General features: G+C 66.7%; 19 protein-coding genes. 14 read left to right on the top strand and 5 right to left on the bottom strand.

Going from position 1 to position 20,662, the window contains the following annotated elements; all coding sequences use genetic code 11:
• Nucleotides 1–195 precede the first annotated feature (195 nt).
• From glgX to treZ, 3 genes are read left to right on the top strand one after another with little or no spacing between them, the layout of a single operon-like run.
• Entirely contained in the window at nucleotides 196–2,313 is a 2,118-nt protein-coding gene (glgX, locus tag ACFQGL_RS17020) for a glycogen debranching protein GlgX (RefSeq protein WP_377512832.1), read from the top strand.
• A gap of 1 nt (nucleotide 2,314) precedes the next feature.
• A complete protein-coding gene (treY, locus tag ACFQGL_RS17015; protein WP_377512830.1) occupies nucleotides 2,315–4,612 on the top strand; it encodes a malto-oligosyltrehalose synthase in 2,298 nt (765 codons plus the stop codon).
• The gene (gene treZ / locus ACFQGL_RS17010) at nucleotides 4,609–6,339 is read left to right on the top strand and encodes a malto-oligosyltrehalose trehalohydrolase (RefSeq protein WP_377512828.1); all 1,731 of its coding nucleotides are present in this window, start codon (nucleotides 4,609–4,611) and stop codon (nucleotides 6,337–6,339) included. The genes treY and treZ overlap by 4 nt, the downstream gene beginning before the upstream one ends.
• 70 nt (nucleotides 6,340–6,409) lie before the next feature.
• Here the strand turns inward: treZ and ACFQGL_RS17005 are convergent, their stop codons facing one another.
• The 4 genes from ACFQGL_RS17005 to ACFQGL_RS16990 all read right to left on the bottom strand — a co-directional run bounded on the left by ACFQGL_RS17005 (nucleotide 6,410) and on the right by ACFQGL_RS16990 (nucleotide 11,647).
• Nucleotides 6,410–7,660, bottom strand: a complete 1,251-nt coding sequence (locus ACFQGL_RS17005; protein WP_377512826.1) for a hypothetical protein — start codon at nucleotides 7,658–7,660, stop codon at nucleotides 6,410–6,412.
• Nucleotides 7,661–7,987: 327 nt separating this feature from the next.
• Nucleotides 7,988–8,599 carry a hypothetical protein gene (locus tag ACFQGL_RS17000; RefSeq protein WP_377512824.1) on the bottom strand — a complete coding sequence of 204 codons (612 nt, stop codon included), beginning with the start codon at nucleotides 8,597–8,599 and terminating at the stop codon, nucleotides 7,988–7,990.
• A 1,118-nt stretch (nucleotides 8,600–9,717) separates the two neighbouring features.
• Nucleotides 9,718–10,248 carry an NUDIX domain-containing protein gene (locus ACFQGL_RS16995; RefSeq protein ID WP_377512822.1) on the bottom strand — a complete coding sequence of 177 codons (531 nt, stop codon included), beginning with the start codon at nucleotides 10,246–10,248 and terminating at the stop codon, nucleotides 9,718–9,720.
• Between the two features lie 40 nt (nucleotides 10,249–10,288).
• Nucleotides 10,289–11,647 (bottom strand): hypothetical protein, encoded by a 1,359-nt coding sequence (locus tag ACFQGL_RS16990; protein WP_377512820.1) that lies wholly within the window; start codon nucleotides 11,645–11,647, stop codon nucleotides 10,289–10,291.
• Between the two features lie 187 nt (nucleotides 11,648–11,834).
• On the opposite strand from ACFQGL_RS16990, the gene ACFQGL_RS16985 reads away from it, so the two are divergent.
• The 9 genes from ACFQGL_RS16985 to ACFQGL_RS16945 all read left to right on the top strand — a co-directional run bounded on the left by ACFQGL_RS16985 (nucleotide 11,835) and on the right by ACFQGL_RS16945 (nucleotide 18,334).
• Nucleotides 11,835–12,029, top strand: a complete 195-nt coding sequence (locus ACFQGL_RS16985; RefSeq protein WP_377512818.1) for a hypothetical protein — start codon at nucleotides 11,835–11,837, stop codon at nucleotides 12,027–12,029.
• Nucleotides 12,019–13,182: a helix-turn-helix domain-containing protein gene (locus tag ACFQGL_RS16980; protein ID WP_377512816.1), complete on the top strand. Its 1,164-nt coding sequence runs from the start codon at nucleotides 12,019–12,021 to the stop codon at nucleotides 13,180–13,182. The genes ACFQGL_RS16985 and ACFQGL_RS16980 overlap by 11 nt, the downstream gene beginning before the upstream one ends.
• Before the next feature lie 239 nt (nucleotides 13,183–13,421).
• The gene (locus ACFQGL_RS16975) at nucleotides 13,422–14,120 is read left to right on the top strand and encodes a DUF6218 family protein (RefSeq protein ID WP_377512814.1); all 699 of its coding nucleotides are present in this window, start codon (nucleotides 13,422–13,424) and stop codon (nucleotides 14,118–14,120) included.
• A 17-nt stretch (nucleotides 14,121–14,137) separates the two neighbouring features.
• Complete coding sequence (locus ACFQGL_RS16970) at nucleotides 14,138–15,361, top strand: exonuclease domain-containing protein (RefSeq protein WP_377512812.1); 1,224 nt, start codon at nucleotides 14,138–14,140, stop codon at nucleotides 15,359–15,361.
• Nucleotides 15,362–15,375: 14 nt separating this feature from the next.
• Nucleotides 15,376–15,924: a hypothetical protein gene (locus tag ACFQGL_RS16965; RefSeq protein WP_377512810.1), complete on the top strand. Its 549-nt coding sequence runs from the start codon at nucleotides 15,376–15,378 to the stop codon at nucleotides 15,922–15,924.
• Between the two features lie 80 nt (nucleotides 15,925–16,004).
• Nucleotides 16,005–16,175: a hypothetical protein gene (locus ACFQGL_RS16960; protein ID WP_377512808.1), complete on the top strand. Its 171-nt coding sequence runs from the start codon at nucleotides 16,005–16,007 to the stop codon at nucleotides 16,173–16,175.
• Between the two features lie 214 nt (nucleotides 16,176–16,389).
• Nucleotides 16,390–16,869, top strand: a complete 480-nt coding sequence (locus ACFQGL_RS16955; protein ID WP_377512806.1) for a MarR family winged helix-turn-helix transcriptional regulator — start codon at nucleotides 16,390–16,392, stop codon at nucleotides 16,867–16,869.
• Between the two features lie 110 nt (nucleotides 16,870–16,979).
• Nucleotides 16,980–17,900, top strand: a complete 921-nt coding sequence (locus tag ACFQGL_RS16950; protein WP_377513154.1) for an LLM class flavin-dependent oxidoreductase — start codon at nucleotides 16,980–16,982, stop codon at nucleotides 17,898–17,900.
• Nucleotides 17,901–17,992: 92 nt separating this feature from the next.
• Entirely contained in the window at nucleotides 17,993–18,334 is a 342-nt protein-coding gene (locus tag ACFQGL_RS16945; protein WP_377512804.1) for a GlsB/YeaQ/YmgE family stress response membrane protein, read from the top strand.
• 15 nt (nucleotides 18,335–18,349) lie between these two features.
• Here ACFQGL_RS16945 and ACFQGL_RS16940 read toward each other — a convergent pair whose 3' ends face one another.
• Entirely contained in the window at nucleotides 18,350–18,739 is a 390-nt protein-coding gene (locus ACFQGL_RS16940; RefSeq protein WP_377512802.1) for a hypothetical protein, read from the bottom strand.
• A 279-nt stretch (nucleotides 18,740–19,018) separates the two neighbouring features.
• Between ACFQGL_RS16940 and ACFQGL_RS16935 the strand changes: the two genes are divergently transcribed.
• On the top strand, nucleotides 19,019–20,203 hold the full coding sequence (locus tag ACFQGL_RS16935) for a low temperature requirement protein A (protein WP_377512800.1): 1,185 nt from the start codon (nucleotides 19,019–19,021) through the stop codon (nucleotides 20,201–20,203).
• Nucleotides 20,204–20,252: 49 nt separating this feature from the next.
• Nucleotides 20,253–20,636, top strand: coding sequence for a VOC family protein (locus ACFQGL_RS16930; RefSeq protein WP_377512798.1), 384 nt, complete (start codon nucleotides 20,253–20,255; stop codon nucleotides 20,634–20,636).
• The last annotated feature ends 26 nt before the right edge of the window (nucleotides 20,637–20,662 follow it).

Genomic DNA, 20,662 nt, shown 5'->3' with positions numbered 1-20,662 from the left:
GGGCGCGTGTCCCCGAACAAGCAAAAGGCATCGAGCCCGATAACGCATCTCGAAAAGGCGCATCGTGACGGAGGACACCCGATCGGCGTAGCGGGCATCAGACGGGTGGATTCCGGTCACCACCTGAAAGTATGGATTGGCGCGCCGGGGCGGCGGGCACATTCCGGCGCACGTACGGGCGGCTGAAGGAGCGACATGCAGGTCTGGCCGGGTGAGCGGTACCCCCTGGGCGCCACCTACGACGGGATGGGCACCAACTTCGCGATCTTTTCCGAGGTCGCGGAGCGGATCGAGCTGTGCCTCTTCGACGAGTGGGACACCGGCGCCGAGCGGCGGGTCGAGCTGCGCGAGGTGGACGCGTACGTCTGGCACGCGTACCTGCCGGGCATCGAGCCGGGGCAGCGCTACGGCTACCGGGTGTACGGGCCGTACGACCAGGCGAACGGGCTGCGCTGCAACCCGCACAAGCTGCTGATCGACCCGTACGCGAAGGCGATCGACGACGACGTGACGTGGAACCCGGCGGTCTACGACTACGACCTGGAGCACCCGGAGCGGATGTCGGAGACCGACTCGGCGCCGTTCATGCCGAAGTCGGTGGTGGTCAACCCGTACTTCGACTGGGGCAACGACAAGCCACCGCGTACGCCGTACCACCACTCGGTGATCTACGAGGCGCACGTACGCGGGCTGACGATGCGGCACCCGGACATCCCGGAGGAGCTGCGCGGCACGTACGCGGCCATCGCCTCCCCGCCGATGATCGAGTATCTGACCAGGCTCGGGGTGACCGCGATCGAGCTGATGCCGGTGCACCAGTTCATCCACGACAACCGGCTGGTCGATCTGGGGCTGCGCAACTACTGGGGCTACAACACGATCGGCTTCTTCGCACCGCACCACGGCTACTCGGCGCTGGGCCGCCTGGGGCAGCAGGTGCAGGAGTTCCGGGGCATGGTCAAGGCGCTGCACAAGGCCGGCATCGAGGTCATCCTCGACGTGGTCTACAACCACACCGCCGAGGGCAACCACCTCGGCCCGTCGCTGAGCTTCAAGGGCGTGGACGCGCCCAGCTACTACCGGCTCAGCGAGGAGGACCGCCGCTACTTCGTCGACTACACCGGCACCGGTAACAGCCTCAACGTCCGCAGCCCGCACAGCCTGCAACTGATCATGGATTCGCTGCGCTACTGGGTGCAGGAGATGCACGTCGACGGCTTCCGCTTCGACCTGGCCGCCACCCTGGCCCGCGAGTTCTACGAGGTCGACCGGCTCTCCACCTTCTTCGAGGTGGTGCAGCAGGACCCGGTGGTCAGCCAGGTCAAGCTGATCGCCGAGCCGTGGGACGTCGGCCCCGGCGGCTACCAGGTGGGCAACTTCCCGCCGGTGTGGACCGAGTGGAACGGCAAGTACCGGGACACCGTGCGGGACTTCTGGCGCGGCGAGCCGGCCACCCTCGCCGAGTTCGCGTCCCGGATCTCCGGCTCGGCCGACCTCTACCAGGACGACGGCCGCCGGCCGTTCCACAGCATCAACTTCGTCACCTGCCACGACGGGTTCACGCTCAACGACCTGGTGTCGTACAACGACAAGCACAACGAGGCCAACGGCGAGGAGAACCGGGACGGGGAGAGCCACAACCGGTCCTGGAACTCGGGTGTCGAGGGCGACACCACCGACGAGGCGGTGCTCGCCCTGCGCGCCAAGCAGCGGCGTAACTTCCTGGCCACCCTGATGCTGTCGCAGGGCGTACCGATGATCGGCCACGGCGACGAGCTGGGCCGCACCCAGCGGGGCAACAACAACGCCTACTGCCAGGACTCCGAGCTGGCCTGGGTCGACTGGGAGAACGCCGACTCCCAGTTGCTGGAGTTCGTCCGTACGCTGACCGCGTTCCGGGCCCGGCACCAGGTGTTCCGCCGCCGCCGCTTCTTCACCGGCCTGCCGGTCGGCGGGCGCGAGATCGACGCCCCGCTGCCGGACCTGGCCTGGTACACCCCGGACGGGCGGGAGATGACCGGCGACGACTGGGGCAACGACTTCGGCCGCTCGGTGGCGCTCTTCGTCAACGGCGAGGGCATCCCCGAACGCGGCCAGTACGGCCAGCGCCACCACGACGCCTCGTTCCTGCTCTGCTTCAACGCCCACGACGCGCCGCTGGACTTCACCCTGCCCGGCAGCGAGTACGGCCAGAAGTGGGAACGGGTGATCGGCACCGCCGAACCGGAACCGGACGACGTCACGGTGATCAGCGCGGGCGGCACCATCCGGGTGCCGGACCGTTCCCTGGTGGTGTTGGAGAGGACGATCTGACATGGCGGTGCAATCCACCTACCGGGTGCAGGTCCGGCCCGGCTTCGACCTGGACGCCACCGCCGACCTCGCCGACTACCTCGCCGCGCTGGGCGTCAGCCACCTCTACAGCGCCCCGCTGCTGACCGCTACCCCCGGCTCCGCGCACGGCTACGACGTGGTGGACCACCGGAACGTCAACCCGGAGCTGGGCGGCGAGGCGGGCCGGCAACGGCTGCTGCGTGCGCTGCGTACCGCCGGGCTCGGCCTGGTCGTCGACATCGTGCCCAATCACGCCGGAGTCGCCGTGCCGCCGGCCAACCCGGCCTGGTGGGACGTGCTGCGCCGGGGACGCGACTCGTCGTACGCCGACTGGTTCGACATTGACTGGAACCGGGGCCGGTTGCTGCTGCCGGTGCTCTCCGACGCGCCGGACGCCCTCGACGACCTCAAGATCGTCGACGGGGAGTTGCGTTACCACGAGCACCGCTTCCCGATCGCCGACGGCACCGGCGACGGCAACGCACGCGAGGTGCACGACCGGCAGCACTACGAGCTGATCTCCTGGCGGCGCGGCGACGCCGAGCTGACGTACCGCCGGTTCTTCGCGGTCTCCGGCCTGGCCGGGCTGCGGGTGGAGGACCCGGCGGTGTTCGCCGCCACCCATGACCTGATCCTGCGCTGGGCCGCCGCCGGCGAGGTCGACGGCATCCGCGTCGACCACCCCGACGGTCTGCGCGACCCGGCCGGCTACCTGGCCCGGCTGCGGGCCGCCGCGCCGGCGGCCTGGCTCGTGGTGGAGAAGATCCTGGAGTACGGCGAGGAGCTGCCGGACTGGCCGGTCGACGGCACCACCGGCTACGACGCCCTGGCCGCGATCAACGGGCTCTTCGTCAACCCCGACGCCGAGGGCGACTTCACGGCGCTGGACACCCGCCTGGCCGGGCACTTCACCTCGTGGGAGGACCTCACCCACGCCACCAAACTGGCCGCCGCCACGCAGTTGCTCGCCGCCGAGCTGACCCGGCTCGCCGCGCTCGCCCCCGACGTGCCCGCCGAGCAGGCGCGGGCCGCGCTCGCCGAGCTGGCCGCCGCGTTCGCCGTCTATCGCGGCTACCCGCCGCACGGCGCCCGGCACCTCGCCGCCGCCCGCGCCGAGGCCGGCCGCCGCCGCCCCGACCTGGCCACCACCCTGGACGCGGTCACCCGACGACTGCGCGACCCCGAGGACGAGCTGGCCCAACGCTTCCCGCAGCTCACCGGCGCGGTGATGGCCAAGGGCGTCGAGGACACTGCCTTCTACCGCTGGACCCGGTTCGTGGCGCTCAACGAGGTCGGCGGCAGCCCCGCCCACTTCGGGGTGCCGCCCGCGGAGTTCCACCGCTTCGCCACCGCCCGGCAGGTCCGCTGGCCGGCCAGCATGACCACCGTCTCCACCCACGACACCAAACGCGGCGAGGACGTCCGCGCCCGCCTCGCCGTGCTCAGCGAGCTGCCGGGCCGCTGGGGGGAGCAGGTCAAGAGCTGGATGGCGTACGCACCGCTGCCCGACCCGGCGTTCGCCCACCTGCTCTGGCAGACCGCCGTCGGCGCCTGGCCGATCGAACGCGACCGGCTGCACGCGTACGTCGAGAAGGCCGCCCGGGAAGCCGCGGCCTCGACCAGTTGGGCGGACCCCGACCCGGTCTTCGAGCGGGCCATGCACGCCCTCGTCGACGCGATGTACGACGACCCGCGACTGCACGACGAGCTGACCGCCTTCGCCACCGAGATCACCCCCGCCGGCTGGTCCAACTCGCTCGGGCAGAAGCTCGTGCAGCTCGCCATGCCCGGCGTACCGGACACCTACCAGGGCACCGAGCTGTGGGACAACTCCCTCGTCGACCCGGACAATCGCCGCCCGGTCGACTTCGCCGTACGCCGAGAGCTGCTGGCACGCCTCGACGGCGGCTGGCGTCCCTCGGTGGACGCCGACGGCGCCGCGAAGCTGCTCGTGGTCTCGCGGACCCTGCGGCTGCGGCGCGCGCACCCGGAACTGTTCACCGGCTACCGGCCGGTCGCCGCGCACGGGCCGGCCGGACGGCACGCGGTGGCCTTCGACCGGGGCGGCGCGATCGCCGTCGCCACCCGGCTCTCGCTGGCCCTGGCGCGTGCCGGTGGCTGGCGTGACACAGTCCTGTCGCTCCCCGTTCATCAGGTGACGGACCTGTTCACCGGCCGGGTCTACAGTGGCGGGGAGACCTCGTTGGCCGACCTGCTGGCCGACTATCCGGTCGCCCTGCTGGCTCCTCCCACCGATACCGCGGAGGCTGCGTCATGACCGAATTCACGGTGTGGGCGCCGGACGCCACCCGGGTGCGACTGCACCTACCCGGCGCCACCGACCACGAGATGCGCGCCGGCACGGACGGCTGGTGGCGGGTCGACGTCCCGGACGCCGGCCCCGGCACCGACTACTCCTTTCTGCTGAACGACGACGAAACCCCACTGCCCGACCCCCGCTCACCGTGGCAACCTGCTGGAGTGCACGGGCCCAGCCGCCGCTATGACCACGCCGCCTTCGAATGGACCGACGGCTCGTGGACCGGCCGGCAACTGCCCGGCGGCATCCTCTACGAGCTGCACATCGGCACGTTCACCCCGGAGGGCACCTTCGACGCGGCCATCGACCGCCTCGACCACCTGGTGGCGCTCGGCGTCGACTTCATCGAGCTGCTGCCGGTCAACGCCTTCAACGGCGAACACAACTGGGGGTACGACGGGGTCTGCTGGTATGCGCCACACCAGCCCTACGGCGGCCCGGACGGGCTGAAACGCCTCGTCGACGCCGCCCACGCCAAGGGCCTGGGGGTGATCCTCGACGTCGTCTACAACCATTTCGGGCCCTCCGGGGCCTACGCGCCGCGGTTCGGGCCGTACCTCGCCGAGCAGAGCAACACGTGGGGCCGCTCGGTCAATCTGGACGGCCCGCACTCCGACGAGGTCCGCAGCTACATCATCGACAGCGTGCTCATGTGGCTTCGCGACTACCACGTCGACGGGCTACGCCTGGACGCCGTACACGCCCTGCCCGACTCGCGGGCTGTTCCTCTGCTCGAAGAACTGGCCGTCTCGGTGGAGTCGCTGTCGACCCACCTGGGTCGGCCGCTGTCGCTGATCGCCGAGTCGGACCTCAACGATCCACGGCTCATCACCCCTCGCGAGGCTGGTGGGTTCGGGCTGCACGCGCAGTGGAACGACGACGCCCACCACGCGCTGCACACGCTGCTGACGGGGGAGCGGCAGGGCTACTACAGCGACTTCGGCTCGCTGGAGACCCTCGCCGACGTGCTGACCGGCGGGTTCTTCCACGCCGGCACCTGGTCGAGTTTCCGCAACCGGCATCACGGACGGGCCCTGGACCCGCGCGTACCCGGGCACCGGCTGGTCGCCTACTTGCAGAACCACGACCAGATCGGCAACCGGGCTACCGGTGATCGGATCTCGGCTTCCCTGTCGCCCTCGCTGCTCCGCGTTGGGGCTACGTTGCTGTTGACCGCGCCGTTCACTCCCATGCTGTTCATGGGGGAGGAGTGGGCGGCTTCCACGCCATGGCAGTTCTTCACGTCGCACCCGGAGCCTGAACTGGCTACCGCCGTGGCTGACGGTCGACGGCGCGAGTTCGCGGCGCACGGGTGGCCGGAGGGGGACGTTCCCGATCCGCAGGATCCGCAGACGTTCGTACGGTCGCGGTTGGACTGGGCGGAGCTGGACAAGCCGGAGCATCGGGAGATGTTGGCGTTCTACCAGCGGTTGATCGGGCTGCGTCGGTCGCTTCCTGACCTGTCGGATCCTCGGATGCACGCGGTGTCGGTGCAGCACGGCGACCAGTTTCTGCTGATGCGGCGGGGGGAGACGCTGGTCGTGGCGAACCTGGCTGGGCGGGGGCAGGGGGTGTCGCTGCCGGGGGTGGTGCGGCGGGTGCTGTTGGCGTCGGGGGAGGGCGTCACGGTGATGCGGGACCGGATCCAACTGCCGGCCGAGACTGCGGCGATTGTGGCGCTCTGAGGCACGCGAACTCGCGTTGTAGGAACGTCGCTTGGGGTGGGCCGGCATTCACAACCTTTCGCGTTTTAGTTCAGCCTGGGTAGTCCTCAACGGTGAAGATCGCTTCTTCCGGATTGTCTATAGCGGACCTAATGTTCTCTGCGATCTTATCTATCAGTTTGGTTCCCCAAAACGGATCGTTTATGTCGTAGTAAATCACTCTAATGTGGTGCAAGTCAAAAGGTGTCTCGTCCGAACCCGAGGAGACGAGCACGACCGGCTTCCCGAGCGCGTGAGCTAGCCCAAGCTCGTAGAATACGTTCGGATTGCGAGTTGTCAGTTCTGCGACCAACACTCTGGCGGCTCTGATCCCTCGCCATACCTGGTCCATGATCTTTCCGGAGCCAAAAATGTTCTCGTCGGCGCGGACCGGCCGCAAGCCCGATTTTTCGATCGCCGGTTTGAAAAGACTATCGTAGTAGCCGCCGTGATGGCCCGAGAAGGGCTGCATGACGAAACACGTTTCACCTACCGTCGCTATTTCCTTAGAAGGCGATCGGCGGTTCGGTGATGCAGGCGCAGAGGGGGGCCGAGCACCTTCTTCTCTGCCCACATCGACGATTCTGACGCGATCGTTGTCCTTGACTATTAGGCCGACCGCGCCTAATGACTCAGAGAATATGTCCAGGAATTCGGGAACCTTATTTGCTGGAATCCCAAACTGCTCGACTAGTGCGTTTTTAAGGAAGCGGTCGTCGGGCAGATACTCGCCGCGATAATGCGAGTACACATCGGATATTTCAGGTGCACTGAATACCGCTTCCCGTAGGGCGTCGCCCTCATCGGTGTCGCTGCGCGGCCTTAATGCCTGCTTTGCTCGACTAGTAACTACTAGCTTCCCGCTCTGAGACTCAAGGAAGCCGTACTTCTTTGCGGAGCTTATTTCGACGCCAAACTCGCCCGAGTGTGCCACGCCCAGGAATGCCGCAGTCTCGGTGGGAGTCGAAGGGTGTCCAGCATTTTGATCGAGGATGGCTTGCGGAATTCGAAGAGCTCGGCGGACACCGTGGCGAGGATACTTAGGCTGCGGGATGCTCTGGAACGGAATGTTGCTAGCGCCGTTTGTCTTCTTAGCTGGGATCTTTTTCGCTGCAGCCTTTTTGGTGGCTGATGACTTGGTATCCGTCCTGCCCTTACTCGTTGCTCTCGGCTTGGCGGCCGCTTTCTTCGTTGGTTGTGCTGCTCTAGCAGCCGCGCCGTTGATCGCAGTATTAGTTATTGGATCATCTGGGTGCCTGAAGGCTTCGATCGTCTGTTCTAAATTCTGGTCCGGTTGCGCCATCAGGTGTCCATCTCGACGGTCGGCATGGGTCCGAATCGTAAATTCAAATCAGCTCGTAAGCTAGGAGCGGCGCCATGGAAAACATGTCAGATTACGGACACAGGGAATTTTGTGCTGCGACCGTCACTGGCACGGTCCACCCAGCCGTTTCAGCTCGAATCATCATCCTGGCCCTAGCACTTGCGCCCGAATTGCAGGGCCGACCTTCTGTCCTGTCTGTTGCCCCTACGAAGCACGGATAGTTCAATAGGCTCATTGGTGCTGGATCTGTAGTCACCACTCTGGGTTGGCTCGGTAGGCGGTGATAGTCGATGGCGGTTCCTGTTGCTAGAAGGTGCAGTTGAACCTTGGGTAGGGGTTGACTTCTTGACACATCATGGTTACGAACTCTAGTCGCACGGCCCATATTGGGTCGTGTAGACCCAGTTTGTTGTACTCGCCGCTCAGGGTCTGTAGAGGGAGGGGCCTTTTTTGTTTGATCATGTAGTTCAGGCCTTTGCCCATCGTGTCAACTGTCCCGTTCGCTAGCCCCCAGGCTCGTTCGCTTCCGTGGATAGCGATCCTGTCTCGGGCCGAATTTTCATAGTTCTTGAACCTCTGTGCCGTCTGGGATGAGACCGAATCACACTGCGTGGTTGGCTTAGGGTTTTCGGCAAAGCACAAACTTAAATCTTGCAAGGCGAGCCTTGTTAAGTCGGACTCCTGGAGGAACTCTTTGTAGGCGTCGATGCGCAATTCCCGCTGTCTTTCCAGCCTCTGCTCTAGTTGCTGGTTGTAGTTTGCCTCGCGTTGGGCAGCGATTCCATCATTGGCAGTCTGGGCCGTGACATAACCACCAACTAATGCGCCGAAGATCCCTGACAATGCACCCAGGATGGCGGGGAATGCCACGGACCAGCGCCGGAATCTTTCGCCATTTGATCGTGCTTCAGTCGCCATCCCTCGATCCTTGCAAATAGCGCGAAGTGGGCGGCATCACCTATAAGGACAGACAGTAAGGGCTGATCTGTCAGTGCGTCCAGTCCCGCGAGTCCAGCGTCGTAACCGTCCGACAACATAGTGCTAGCCGTGTCGCTCATGACGGCAATGCCTTATTCCGTCAACGATCAGGAGACTCTGGGCGTCTGCGAGGGTATCGGTTGACTTGGGCGCGGGGTAAATGTGATCTTCGAGGGTTGCCGGGCGCGGATCTCACGCCTGGCTGACCCTCGCCCGGCCAGGAGGTACGGCTGGTGATCGGGTTGCTGCGAGTGTCATCGCGGCAGGGTCGGATCGGGCAGGCCGCGGCGAGAAGCTCAAAAGGGTGAGCCTTGCGGGACGCCCGGACAAGGCTGCGTGACGCGCGAACTTCGTCGGGTCGCGTCTCTATGCTCGCTTGTAGGGCAGGGCGACTGTGGGGGTCGGGATCGTCTGCGTTCACGAGAGACAGAAACCGGACACTGCCCCCATGCCCACGTCGCTTACGGTGATTGCTTCCCCACTCGCAGTTCATGACGGGCGGTGCAATCTGTGGCGAGTAGAACGAAGCGTTTGATCCCAAAGCGGTACAAGGCGGGGGCTACCCTGCTTACGCTCCCAGCGGCGATCGTTTTCGTGCCGATCTCCGTGATTCAGCGGGATTGGCCGATGTTCGGATGGTCGCTGTCTGCGGCTATTGCCGTTCCGTCCTGGCTCCTAGCGTTCGAGGCGCCTACTATGTGTGGCTTCCCGACGCAGCGCGGCACTCCCTGTCGCAACTTCACGACCGGACTCCTTTTCGGGTGTGGTAGCGCGCCTGGGCATTGCTGGGGAAAAGCTTTTGCTTGGTTCGGATGGCATAGGGCCGCGACGCCTGTCGCCAGGACGTTGCACCGCGATGATTACCTGGGCCGTGACGGGCTTGCGCAGGATTCGCTGCAAGCCGAGCCCGTCTTGGTGAAAATACAGGAAGGCAGGGGCAGCCGGATTGCCATCATGCTTGCCACATTGTCGGCGGCGTGTGCCATGGTCTCTGCCGGGGCGGACATCGCGGGCATTTAGTCACCCAAACGCCGCTCGCTTAGGAGAGCAGGTATATCCTATAAAGCTTCGGGCATGGTTCGATAATCTGGCGCACCATCACGAGGTGGTGGGTTACCGATACCTCCTGCGAGATAGATCGAGGACTGGCTGCTTCGCGAGTTAATCGCCGAGCGGACTCGCGGAGCAACATTGATGGGAAGGTGCCGTTCGGCTTCCTCTGGTGAGAAGAAGGCGGCATCCTCCAGTTCCTGCCCGGGCAACTCGAATCTGTCGACTGCGCAGTTCATCTGGCAATCGAACGTGAAGCTGATGATCGCGCGTGGCCTCTGACCGGCCGGCGGTGCCCAGTCCACCACTAGTAGGTCGCCTACCACAGCAACAACACCCAACTCCTCTCGGACCTCTCGCGCGCAGGCATCATGCGGGTACTCGCCCTCATCGACATAGCCGCCGGGGAAAACCCAGTGGTCCCGATACGTCGGCTTGACGAGCAGCACGTTTCCGGCCGGGTCAGTGATGAAGGCCGCGGCGGCAGCGTAGAAGGAGGCCAGGTTGGCGTACCAGGTGGCGGGCTCCGTCCAGGTCACCCCGGTGACGCTAGCGGATGTGTCTAGGCCTGCATCCGGGTCACGTAGGGGATGGCTCAGTTGCGAGCGCCCGTAGGACTTCGTTGACCTGGGGCAGCTCCTGTTGTGGGCTGAGCGCAGTGGTCAGCTCGCGGACGCGCTGGTCAACACGCGCCGACCGGACGCCTGCGACGTGCTGCGCCAGCTTCAGGCCCCACTCGCAGGCGGCATCAGTGTTCCCGGCGCGGGCATGAGTCATCGCGATTAGAGCGGTGTGGAGGGCTCGCGTCCGGGTGTTCTGGCTCGTGAGGGCGAGTGCGTCGGGGGCGTGTCGCAGGGCCTGCCTGTAGAGCCGCAGGTCTCCTAGACACCGGAGGGCGGCCCCCGCGTGGTGGGCAGCGCTGAAGTAGTCGACCCAGCGCGGCCCCGCGACTGTGCCCGTACGGCCGAGAGCGCGCTCGGCCTTGCTAAGCGCGATCTGGCAGGCCCGTCGTTCGCCCGACTGCCCGTACGCAGTGGCTGCGGTGGTGTAAAGCCGCGCGAGGACGGCGGCGGGTGCGCGGCCCGCGCCGTCGATGGCCGCTTCGACGAGTCGGGCCGCATCCTGAGCGTGCCCCAGGAACACGGCCTGGGTGGCGAGGTTGGCCAGCAGGTGAGCACCGTACAAGCGGTCGTCGGCGGCCTTGGCGAGCCGTAGGGCGATGGTCACGTGGTGCTGGGCGGTGACGTGGTCGCCTGCGTCGTAGGACATGAAGGCGAGTTGGCCGGAAAGCATCGCGGCTGCTCGCATGAGGTCGCGCCCTACGGCGTCGCTGTAGGTGCCGCGCAGCATGACGGTAACCTGACGTACGAGGAAGTCGGCCATGAGCGCTCGGGCTCGCGGCGCCCCGCTGCCGTGACGTCGGTCGAGATCGCTGAAGTGGCCCGCCAGCGCATACAGCGATTGGACATCGCTGGAGGTGACCGGCTGCCGTCCAACTCGGCTGACCGTCTCGTCGGGCAGGTCATACCGCCACCCGAGCGCCGCTTGTAGGGCCTTCCCGCTGTCGAAACTCTCACTAACCCGTGAGTCGAGCGGATTAGAGTTCGTCGTCCAGAGCTGCTCGGCAGCGTCGAGAGCCCCACCGATGGTTGCGGGGTAGGCGCAGGTTCCGATGCCTTCGGTTGCGCTGAACCCCAGCTCCGTGATGACGAGCGCACGACCGAGCTTGCGGGTCAGCGCCTCGGCCATGGCGGCTTGCACAACCTCGCCGGGGCGGCGACCACGTAGCCACCAATAGACGCTGGCGGCGTCGTAGCGCCAGGTGCCGTGCCGGCGGCCGGCGTGGTTGAGCTGGCGGGCAAAGGCCGCGTGGGCGTTGCCGTAGCCGGCGGCCTGGAGCAGTGCGTCGAACGCCGCGTTCGTTACCGGCCGCGCCATGGTTCGGCCTCCAGCCATCGGGTGACTACCAACAGTGACCAGCCTATGGGTTGCTGCGCTCCGATAAAGACCCGCGCAACCCCGCGCAACCTAAGTCCTGAACAGCGCAATGGGGCGCATCGCTCGCCATCTGGTCGGTTCGATGAGCAGCGACTTCGCTGATCCCAGAAGTCCAGAGGTGACGGCAATGCCCTTTGCCGTGCACCGGTTGACGGAGGTGGGGATGCACGGCGACAAGTCGGAGAGCCGAGGCGAGCAGTCCGAGGCGGCAGAGCGGGAGGCTGCCAGACAGCGCCTCATCGCCCAGGCCGAGGCGGAGCGCGTACCCGTGGAGGACACGACCCGCGCGGTCCCGGACCGGCGGTGGAAGCGTGACCGGTGACGAGCTGCCGATTGGTCGGCGGGTGGCGCGGTGGCGGGTCCGGCGGTCGATGACGCAGCAGATGCTCGCCGACCGGGTGCGTAGGTCGAAGAGCTGGGTGGACAAGGTGGAGCGGGGTGTGCGCACCCTGGACCGGTACTCGGTGATCCAGGAGTTGGCCGCGGTGCTGCGGGTCGATCCGGAGGTGCTGCTCGGTCCGGACCGGCCGCCACCATCGGCGACCGCCGGCCCGCTGGATGGGGTGGACGGGATCCGAGCCGCTCTCGCCCGTTACGACATCCCGCAGGCCCCGGCCCAGGAGGTGGACGAGCTGCGCCGGCAGGTCGGGCACGCCTGGTTGACCTATCAGCACGCGCACTACGCGCAGCTCGTGCGGGTGTTGCCGGGTCTGCTCGACGCCGCCCAGGGCGCGCGGTCACCGGAGCTGTTGGTGCAGGCGTACCGGATCTGCTCGTCGGTGTTGGTGAAGCTCGGCGAGCCGGACCTCGGGTGGTTGGCCGCGGATCGGGCGATGGCGGTGGCGGGCGACGATCCGGTCCTCGCCGCGACGGCGGCCGTGTCGGTGGGGCAGGCGTTGCGAGGGCTGGGCCGGGACCGGTTGGCGCTCGCCGTGACGGCCGCCGCCGCCGACCGCATGGTGAATGCGCTGCGGCGGCCGGTGGGGGAGTTGGCCGTCGGGGGCACGCTGCTGCTCCAGGCCGCCCTGGCCGCTGCCGGCTGCGGCGAGGGCGGCCGGGCCGAGGCGTTGACCGTCCGGGCAGCCGGGGTCGCCGAGGTTTTCAAGGGGTACGACGATCCGCACCGGAACTGCTTCGGGCCGGTCGCCGTGGAGTTGGCGCGGGTGGTGGTGGCCGTCGAGCTGGGGGACGGTCGGGAGGCGGTGCAGCGGCACGTGGCGATGCTGCGGCGGGAGGCGTGGCGGCGGTTGCCGGCCGAGTATCGGGGCGCGTACCTGGTGGATGCCGCGCGGGCGTACCTCCAGGTCGGTGACCTGCGTGGGGCCGCGCGGGCGCTCGTCGACGCGGACAGTGCCGCGCCGGCCGAGGTCCGGTGCCGGCCGTTGGCGCGTACCGTCATCGCCGAAGTCGCCCGGGGCCACCCGGCGCCGGCCGGCGTGGCGCGACTGGCCACGCTGGTCGGCCTCACCCGTTAGCCGGACCGTCTCGACCCGGCGGACGTACGACCGACCTCGCCGTCCTCTTTCCGTGGATGGCCGCAACAGACTGATGTCTTCCTTTCGTGACCGATCGGACGGCAAGCGACAGTAGAGCGTGGACAGCTGGTGTGGTTTTCCTGTGCGACCTGGGCAAAAGAACAACCCAAATAGTTGACCTCGAATCCCACCGGAACTCATTAAGGTGATCATCTCGCTGTCGACTATTGAGGATATGCATGAGTATCGGCTTGGAGGCACCCGAGAACGAGTTGTCCACACCAGTCGAGTACGTGCACGGTGCGCGCGGCCACACAGTTCTGGCTGTCGGCTCCGACAGCGCCGGTAGCGAAGCCTTGGCGGTGTGGCGCCTTGGCCCGACCGGATTGGCTGGCGGAGCATGGGTGCTCGCGATCGACGAGATCGAACGGGATCCAGAGCAGCTGCGCCGAATCATGTGGAATGTGCAAGACCGATGCCTCGTCGACTGGAACCGTCAGACTCCTGTCTCGGTCCTGGCGAGGATCGCCGACGTCGTCTCGGCCGAGTTGCTCTCCAGGCTTGCGGACACCATCCTCACCATCCCTGAACTTCTCGAAGAAGTCCGCACACATAGGTCCATCTACTCTGCTGCCGTGGAGCAGCACCGGGCGCGCGTCAAATCGAAGACCACGCCGCTCACCTGGCCCACGTCAGTGCCGGAGCAGGAGCGCCTTGATGCCTGGGCGATCAAGGAGCGGTTCGCCTCTGCCTCTCCGGTCGCCGCGGCGGCGCTCACGTTGACTGCCGCAGTCGCAAGAACCGTGCAGCTATGGCAGGACACCGAGCAGGCGCGCTACCGCCGCACCTACTTGCGATCGATAGGCGAGCCGCAACCGCTGCCGCCGCTGTGGTTATCGCAGTTGCGCAAAGCCGCCCTTAGCAACTTCCCAGCATAGGTGTAGGAGGCCCGCCCATGTACGCAGTTATCGACCTCGAAACCACCGGCCTTCGTACTAGTTGGCACGATCGGATTGTCGAAGTGGCCGTCGTGCACCTTGACGAGGACGGTCGGACTACCGACGAATGGTGCAGTCTGGTTAACCCGAACCGTGACCTCGGGCCACAGCACATCCACGGCATCACGGCCGAGGAGGCGCGAGCCGCACCGGGCTTTGACCAGGTTGCCGGGCACCTCGCCAGGCTGCTGCGCGGCCGAGTCCTGGTAGCGCACAATCTGAACTTTGACGCCCGGTTCCTGCATGCCGAATACCAGCGTGTTGGAATCAGTGCGCCGATCCACCAGGCACCCGGCCTCTGCACCATGCAGCTTGCCTCGCATTTTCTACCGTCAGCCAGCCGCAGTCTCGGTGACTGCTGTCGCCTCGCCGGGCTGCCGCCGCACCAAGCGCACTCGGCCCTGCACGACGCCCGCGCCTCTGCCCAACTGCTGAACTACTACCTTCGCGCGTCCGGTAGCCCGCCCCCGTGGGCTGCCACCGCAACCGCAGCTGTCGGACTTCGGTGGCCCACGATCTCCACCGGCCCTGTTGTGCCTGTCCACCGCCGCAAAGCCGGCCATCGGCAACAGCATTTCCTCGCGCGGTTGGTCGACCGCCTGCCACGGTTGCGCGAGCTTAAAGGCGACGCCTACCTTGCCCTGCTCGATCAGGTGCTCCTCGACCGACACATTTCGGCGACAGAAGCTGATGCGCTCGTCGCCACGGCGGAGACCCTCGGGCTCGCCCGCGTCGACGTGGACCACCTCCACCGGGGCTACTTGGCGAGCCTGGCGGGAGTGGCGCTGGAAGACGGTGTCCTGACCACAGCCGAACGGCACGACCTGGACGACGTGGCCGAACTGCTCGGCCTGCATGGATCAGATGTCGAGAAGGCGCTAGCCGTTGCAGCTACCGATGTTCCAGGAAGGCGCCGCTCGAACGAGTGGCGGCTACAGCCGGGTGATCGGGTCGTCTTCACCGGTGCCATGGATCCCCCGCGCAGTGAGTGGCAGGAGGAGGCACGAGCGGCGGGCCTCGTCGCGGGCGACACCGTCACCAAGAAGACGCGGCTTCTCGTCGCGGCGGACCCGGACACCATGTCAGGTAAGGCCGCGGTCGCTCGCAAATACGGCATCCCGATCGTGCACCCCGCCGCCTACCAGAACATGCTGGCCGGGCTCGCCGTCATCGCATCTTAGAGCGTGGAGGGGCGATGCCTTCGGCACATCAGTTTGAAAATGACGGCACGGGAGGAACGATTACCAGGGAGTTCGTCCAGTACTGGAGTCATCGATACCAGTTGCGGCCGCTGGAAGTCGACGTGCTCGATGTGGTTGGACCCGCGGTCGCCAAGCGGGGGTATTACAAACGCGGTGAGCTACAGAAAGTTGTCCGCTGGAAGAGCCCTCGGTCAATCACGTACATCGACCGCAACAGCGACAGCGATATCGAGCACCTGACACGAATCGCACTTGCAGCACCGGAGCGGCTGCGCCACCGAATTCTCTGCCTGCTCGACGGTGTCGGTGTGCCGATCGCGAGCGCACTCATCACCGCCTGCGAACCATCGGTCTTCACGGTCATCGACTACCGGGCGATTGAGACGCTACGAGCCCACAGTGAGTTGAGCCAGCAGCCGAACTGCACGTCCTACCTGCAGGTATGCAGGGACCTGGCCAACCGCGTAGAGACCGACCTGCGGACCTTGGACAGGGCTCTGTGGCAGTGGAGCAAGGCAAGGCCGCCGGGTAGCCGCGGCTAGGTACTCTCGCCGCTGTCGATCTAAGAAGGGCTACGAACGGCGCCGGCATGGGGATCTCCGAGGGGATCGGAGGATCTGTAGTGCCTGCTGCCAGCAGCGTTGCGCGGGCGCTCGTCGACGCGGACAGCGTCGCGCCGGCCGAGGTCCGGTGCCGGCCGTTGGCGCGTACCGTCATCGCCGAAACCGCCCGCTTCCACCCGGCACCGGCCGGCGTGGCGCGACTGGCGACGCTCGTCGGCTTCACCCGATGACGGCTACCAGATCCGGGCGGAGGCACGCGGGCGGCGACGGTGGCCGGGCCCACGGTGTTCGCCGGCCTTAGGCGGCGGCGTTCAGTCCGTAATGAAAGGTACGAAGGGGTCGGCCATGCGGAGCGCAGGGGGACCTGTCCAGCCGAATTGGGATGCACAACTACCTAAAGTTCGCAGCGCGAACTTTAGGTAGCCCGGATGTTACCGTGGCCGGGTGGGTAAGGATGATGACCAGATCGGGGTCGTGGCCGCGCTGGTGCGGTCTACGTTCCTGGTGAATGCCGTTTACGCCGAGTCGGGCCGGGAGCACGGCCTGACCTCGCAGCAGGGGCAATTGCTGTGCGTGCTGATGGCGCAGCCGTACGGCATGGGTGAATTGGGAGCGATGCTGGGGCTGGCCAAGTCCAGCCTTACCGGCCTGGTGAATCGCACCGAGCGCAACGGGCTGGTCCGACGTGAACCAGACCCACGGGACTCGCGTGCCGTGCGGGTCGCGCTCACCGCGGAGGGCGGCAGTCTCGCAGAGGAGTTCTATGCCGAGACCTGCCGGCGGGTTGAGCAGCTGACCGCGGGTCTCCGTGCCCCCGAACGCGACACGCTCGCCGGCCTACTCGGGCGCGTTGTGCTGGACAACAAGGTTCCGGCGGTCTTCCTGGAGCCGGACGAAGGAGCCTCCGCCGATCGCAGTCGCTAGATGAGCGATGCCACGCCCACGAGATCGTGTTTACGGTTCGTGCCACGAACTATATAGTTCGTGGCACGAACTCAGGCTTCTCTGGGAGCCTGTGATCATGAGTGAAGGGGATGGCAATGTCTGTAGCACAAGTCACCTTCGGCTTCGGCGCGCACAGCGGCATCGACGATGGGCCGGAACTGCTGCGCATGGCTCAGCAGGCCGACCGTGACGGGCTCGACCTCTTCTCACTGTCGGACCATCCCTACCTGGGCGGGCGCCTGGACGCGTACGCCACCATCGGATTCGTCCTCGGGTGTACGCAACGCCTCTCGGGCTTTGCCAACGTCACCAACCTGCCCACCCGGCCCGCTCCCATGCTGGCGCGGATGGTGACGTCGCTGTCGGCGCTCTCCGGCGGGCGCGTCGTGCTCGGCATGGGCGCGGGCGGGCTCTGGGATCGAATCTCCGACATGGGAGTGCCGCGGCTGTCACCAGCCAACGCGGTGGACGCCTTCGAGGAGGCGATCAGCCTGGTCAAGATGCTGTCGGGTGGCGGTCCGCCCGTCACCTACCGCGGCCGTTACTACCAGGTGGACCAGATCGAGCCCGCTCCCGTGGCCGCGCCTCCTGTATGGACCGGATCGGTCGGCCCGAAATCGCTGGCCGCCACCGGTCGGGTGGCCGACGGCTGGATCCCCGGCCACGCGGCGGACTGGCTCAGCGAGCGATACCGGACGTCGCGGCCGATCATCGACGAAGCGGCGGCGGCTGCCGGCCGCGATCCGCGCGAGATCCGCACGGTCTTCAACTTCCCCGGACGCATCACCGACCGGCCGCTGGCCGCGACGCGTGCCGACGACGGCCGCTGGATCGGCGGTTCCGTCGACCAGTGGGTCGAGGAGCTGACCGGGGCCGTGGTCGAGCACGGTGCGTCGGGCTTCACGCTCTTCTCGCCGAACGGTGGAACGCAGGACGTTGTCTCCCTCGGCCGCTGGGCCAGCGAGATCGTCCCGGCCGTACGCGAAGCGATCGTCAAGGAGCACGGCTAGTTACGGGGCCTTCGGCGAACGGCTGGGGCGGGGTTTCCGGGAACGTGAGATTCGGGCATGTACCTCGGCACTGCTGGAGGGGAGAGACGGCAATGCTGGTAACTGGTTATCTCGGCGCGGTGCTCATTGGTGCCCTCGTCGGCCTGCTCGGCCGACTCATCCTGCCGGGGAGGCAGCGGATCGGCTTCTTCGCCACGTTCGTCATCGGCGTCGGCTCGGCCGTGCTGGGGACCGTGGTCGCCAGGGCGCTCAATGTCGACGACGGAGCCAGTGTGCGGATGTGGGTGCTGCGCTGGGACTGGGTCGTGCTCGCGATCCAGGTCGGCTTCGCGATCATCGTCGTGGCGCTGGCGAACATGCTCACCTTCACCCGGCTGGCCGGCGGCGACGACACCCCCCGTCGGCGGGTCCGTCGCAAGCAGGCCAAGAGCTGAAGTGGATTGTGTTGGTCAAGGAGCTGTCGTCCGAGCCCTACGCCGGGCGAGGGTGTCGCGGATGGCGAGAACGACGAGCGAGAGCGGCACGAAGACCCAGAGCTGAAGCACCGTGTAGCGGCGTAGCTCCCGGTCGGTGTCGACGCCGGCCAGTTCGGCATCGAGGGCACCGTGCCGCATCAGCGCGATCGCGTACATCGACAGCGGTGCGTAGTTGAGACCTGCCCCGGCCAACCACAGGCCGATCACTCGGGTGCCGAGACCGCTCGACGACGCCAGCAGCCAGATGCCCCACGTCACCATGAGGGACACGCCGACGAGGAACTCGGCCAGGATGATCCACCGCCGACGGGTGGTCCCGCGGCTGCCGTACATGTCGACGGCCGCCAAACGACGAACGTTCATCCGAACGATGGTGCCACTGGCGGACAACCTCCGGGCTTGCGGCGGTACAGGCAGCACGACCTGACGATCGGTGCGGCGGGCTGAGGCGTGCGAGTTGGCCGTTGCGGAACCGGCTCCCCGGTGGCCCAGGGTCCGATATCGTGCACTTTGGCCATTGGAGAGGCGGGTTCGCCGCTACGGAATGCAGAACCACCGGGCGCCGCTGGCGAGCGGGTTCCAGGAGGAGTCGTCGGGTGTTGTCCACGCCGATCCGCCGAGCCTCTCCCGCCGGGCCGTGAGATGAACGCTCCGCTCCCTGCGGTGCTGCGTCGGCAGGAGTCTCCGAAGCAGCCGGCGTTTCTGGAGCTCTTCTTCGACCTGGTATATGTCTTCGCGATCACCCAGGTGACCCATCTGCTGGTCAGGAACATCAGTTGGCGAAGCGCGTTCGAGGCGTTCGTGTTGTTCCTCGCGCTGTGGTGGATCTGGGTCCTGACGGCGTGGCTGACCGATCAGTTCGATCCTCAACACTTCCTCGTGCAGTTCCACGTCATCCTGGTCATGCTGGCGATCCTGCTGATGGCCATCATGGTGCCGCACGCGTTCGTCGGGCACGGCCTGTTCTTCGCCGTCGCCTACCTCGTGATCAACTTCGGTCGGGTCGCCTTCATCATGGCCACCGCCCGAGGTACGCCATTGCCGGGCTGGGCCAAGCGCGCCGCGTTCTGGTTCGCGATCGCCGGCGTCATGTGGATCGCCGGCACGTTCACCGGCGGTTGGGCCCGAGGAGGCATCTGGCTGTTGGCGTTGGCGGTGGACTACACGTCGGCTGCGTTCCGCTGGCCGGTTCCCTGGGGTGGCACCCCGGAGTGGCAACCACTGATCTCCGAGTACCACCTTGCCGAGCGGTACCGGCAGGTGGTCATCGTCGCCTTCGGGGAGGTCATCCTCACCATCGGGATGACCGTGGCCGACACCGGTGCGGAGGGGATCACGCCCAGTCGGCTCGGCGTACTCGTGCTCTCGTTCGCCAGCACCGCGCTGATGTGGCGCCTCTACATCTACCGGGCCGGCGAGCAGCTTGCTCCGGCCATCGCGGTCGCCGCGAACCCTCATCGGCTCAGCAGGTGGTCGTCGTACCTGCATTTGGTCATGGTGGAGGGCATCATCCTGACCGCGGTGGGGTTCACGCTGCTCATTGAGAATCCGACGGGAGAGCCGAGCCCGGGGTGGATCGCCGGGATCACCGGCGGGCCGGCGTTGTTCCTTGTCGCCCGCTCCGCCTTCGAGTACCTCATCTTCGGCGAGTTCGACCGTACCCGTCTGATCGGGGTCTTCGCCCTGGTCGGCATCGCGGTGGCGGTGGTGTTCGTGTCGCCGGTGGTCACCTCCATCGCGGCGACCCTCGTCCTGGCCGGGATCGCCATATCGGACGCGGTACGAGGCCGCCATCGAAGATCCGGCCAGCCGGCGCCGCTCATCTGACGCGTAATGCGGTTGGCGTCTGGAGGGCCGGTCGGGGAGGCTGGAGCGCATGGTTTCGGTCTTGCAGAACGTGGCGATTGACTGTGCGGATGCCTACGAGCTGGCCCGGTTCTGGAGCAGGGTGACCGGCCAGCCGCTGCACCCGGAGGACGAGCCCGGTGATCGGGAGACTCAGGTGCTGCTGCCCGAGGGCCCGGTGCTGTACTTCAACCAGGTGCCCGAGCCCAAGCAGGTCAAGAACCGGGTCCATCTGTGTCTGCGCCCGGAGACCTCGCGTGAGCAGGAGGTGGAACGGCTACTGGGGATCGGTGCCACCCTCGTCGGCGACCACCGGAATCCCGATGGCTCCGGCTGGGCGATCCTCGCCGATCCCGAGGGCAACGAGTTCTGCGTACTGCGCAGCGAGTCCGACCGGGCCGCGATGAAGTCCTGAGGTGACCCGGCGCTTGTCGGCCGGAT

The organism is Micromonospora vulcania, from assembly GCF_042658605.1.
Lineage (GTDB): Bacteria > Actinomycetota > Actinomycetes > Mycobacteriales > Micromonosporaceae > Micromonospora > Micromonospora vulcania.
This window is presented reverse-complemented; position numbering and strand designations above follow the sequence as displayed.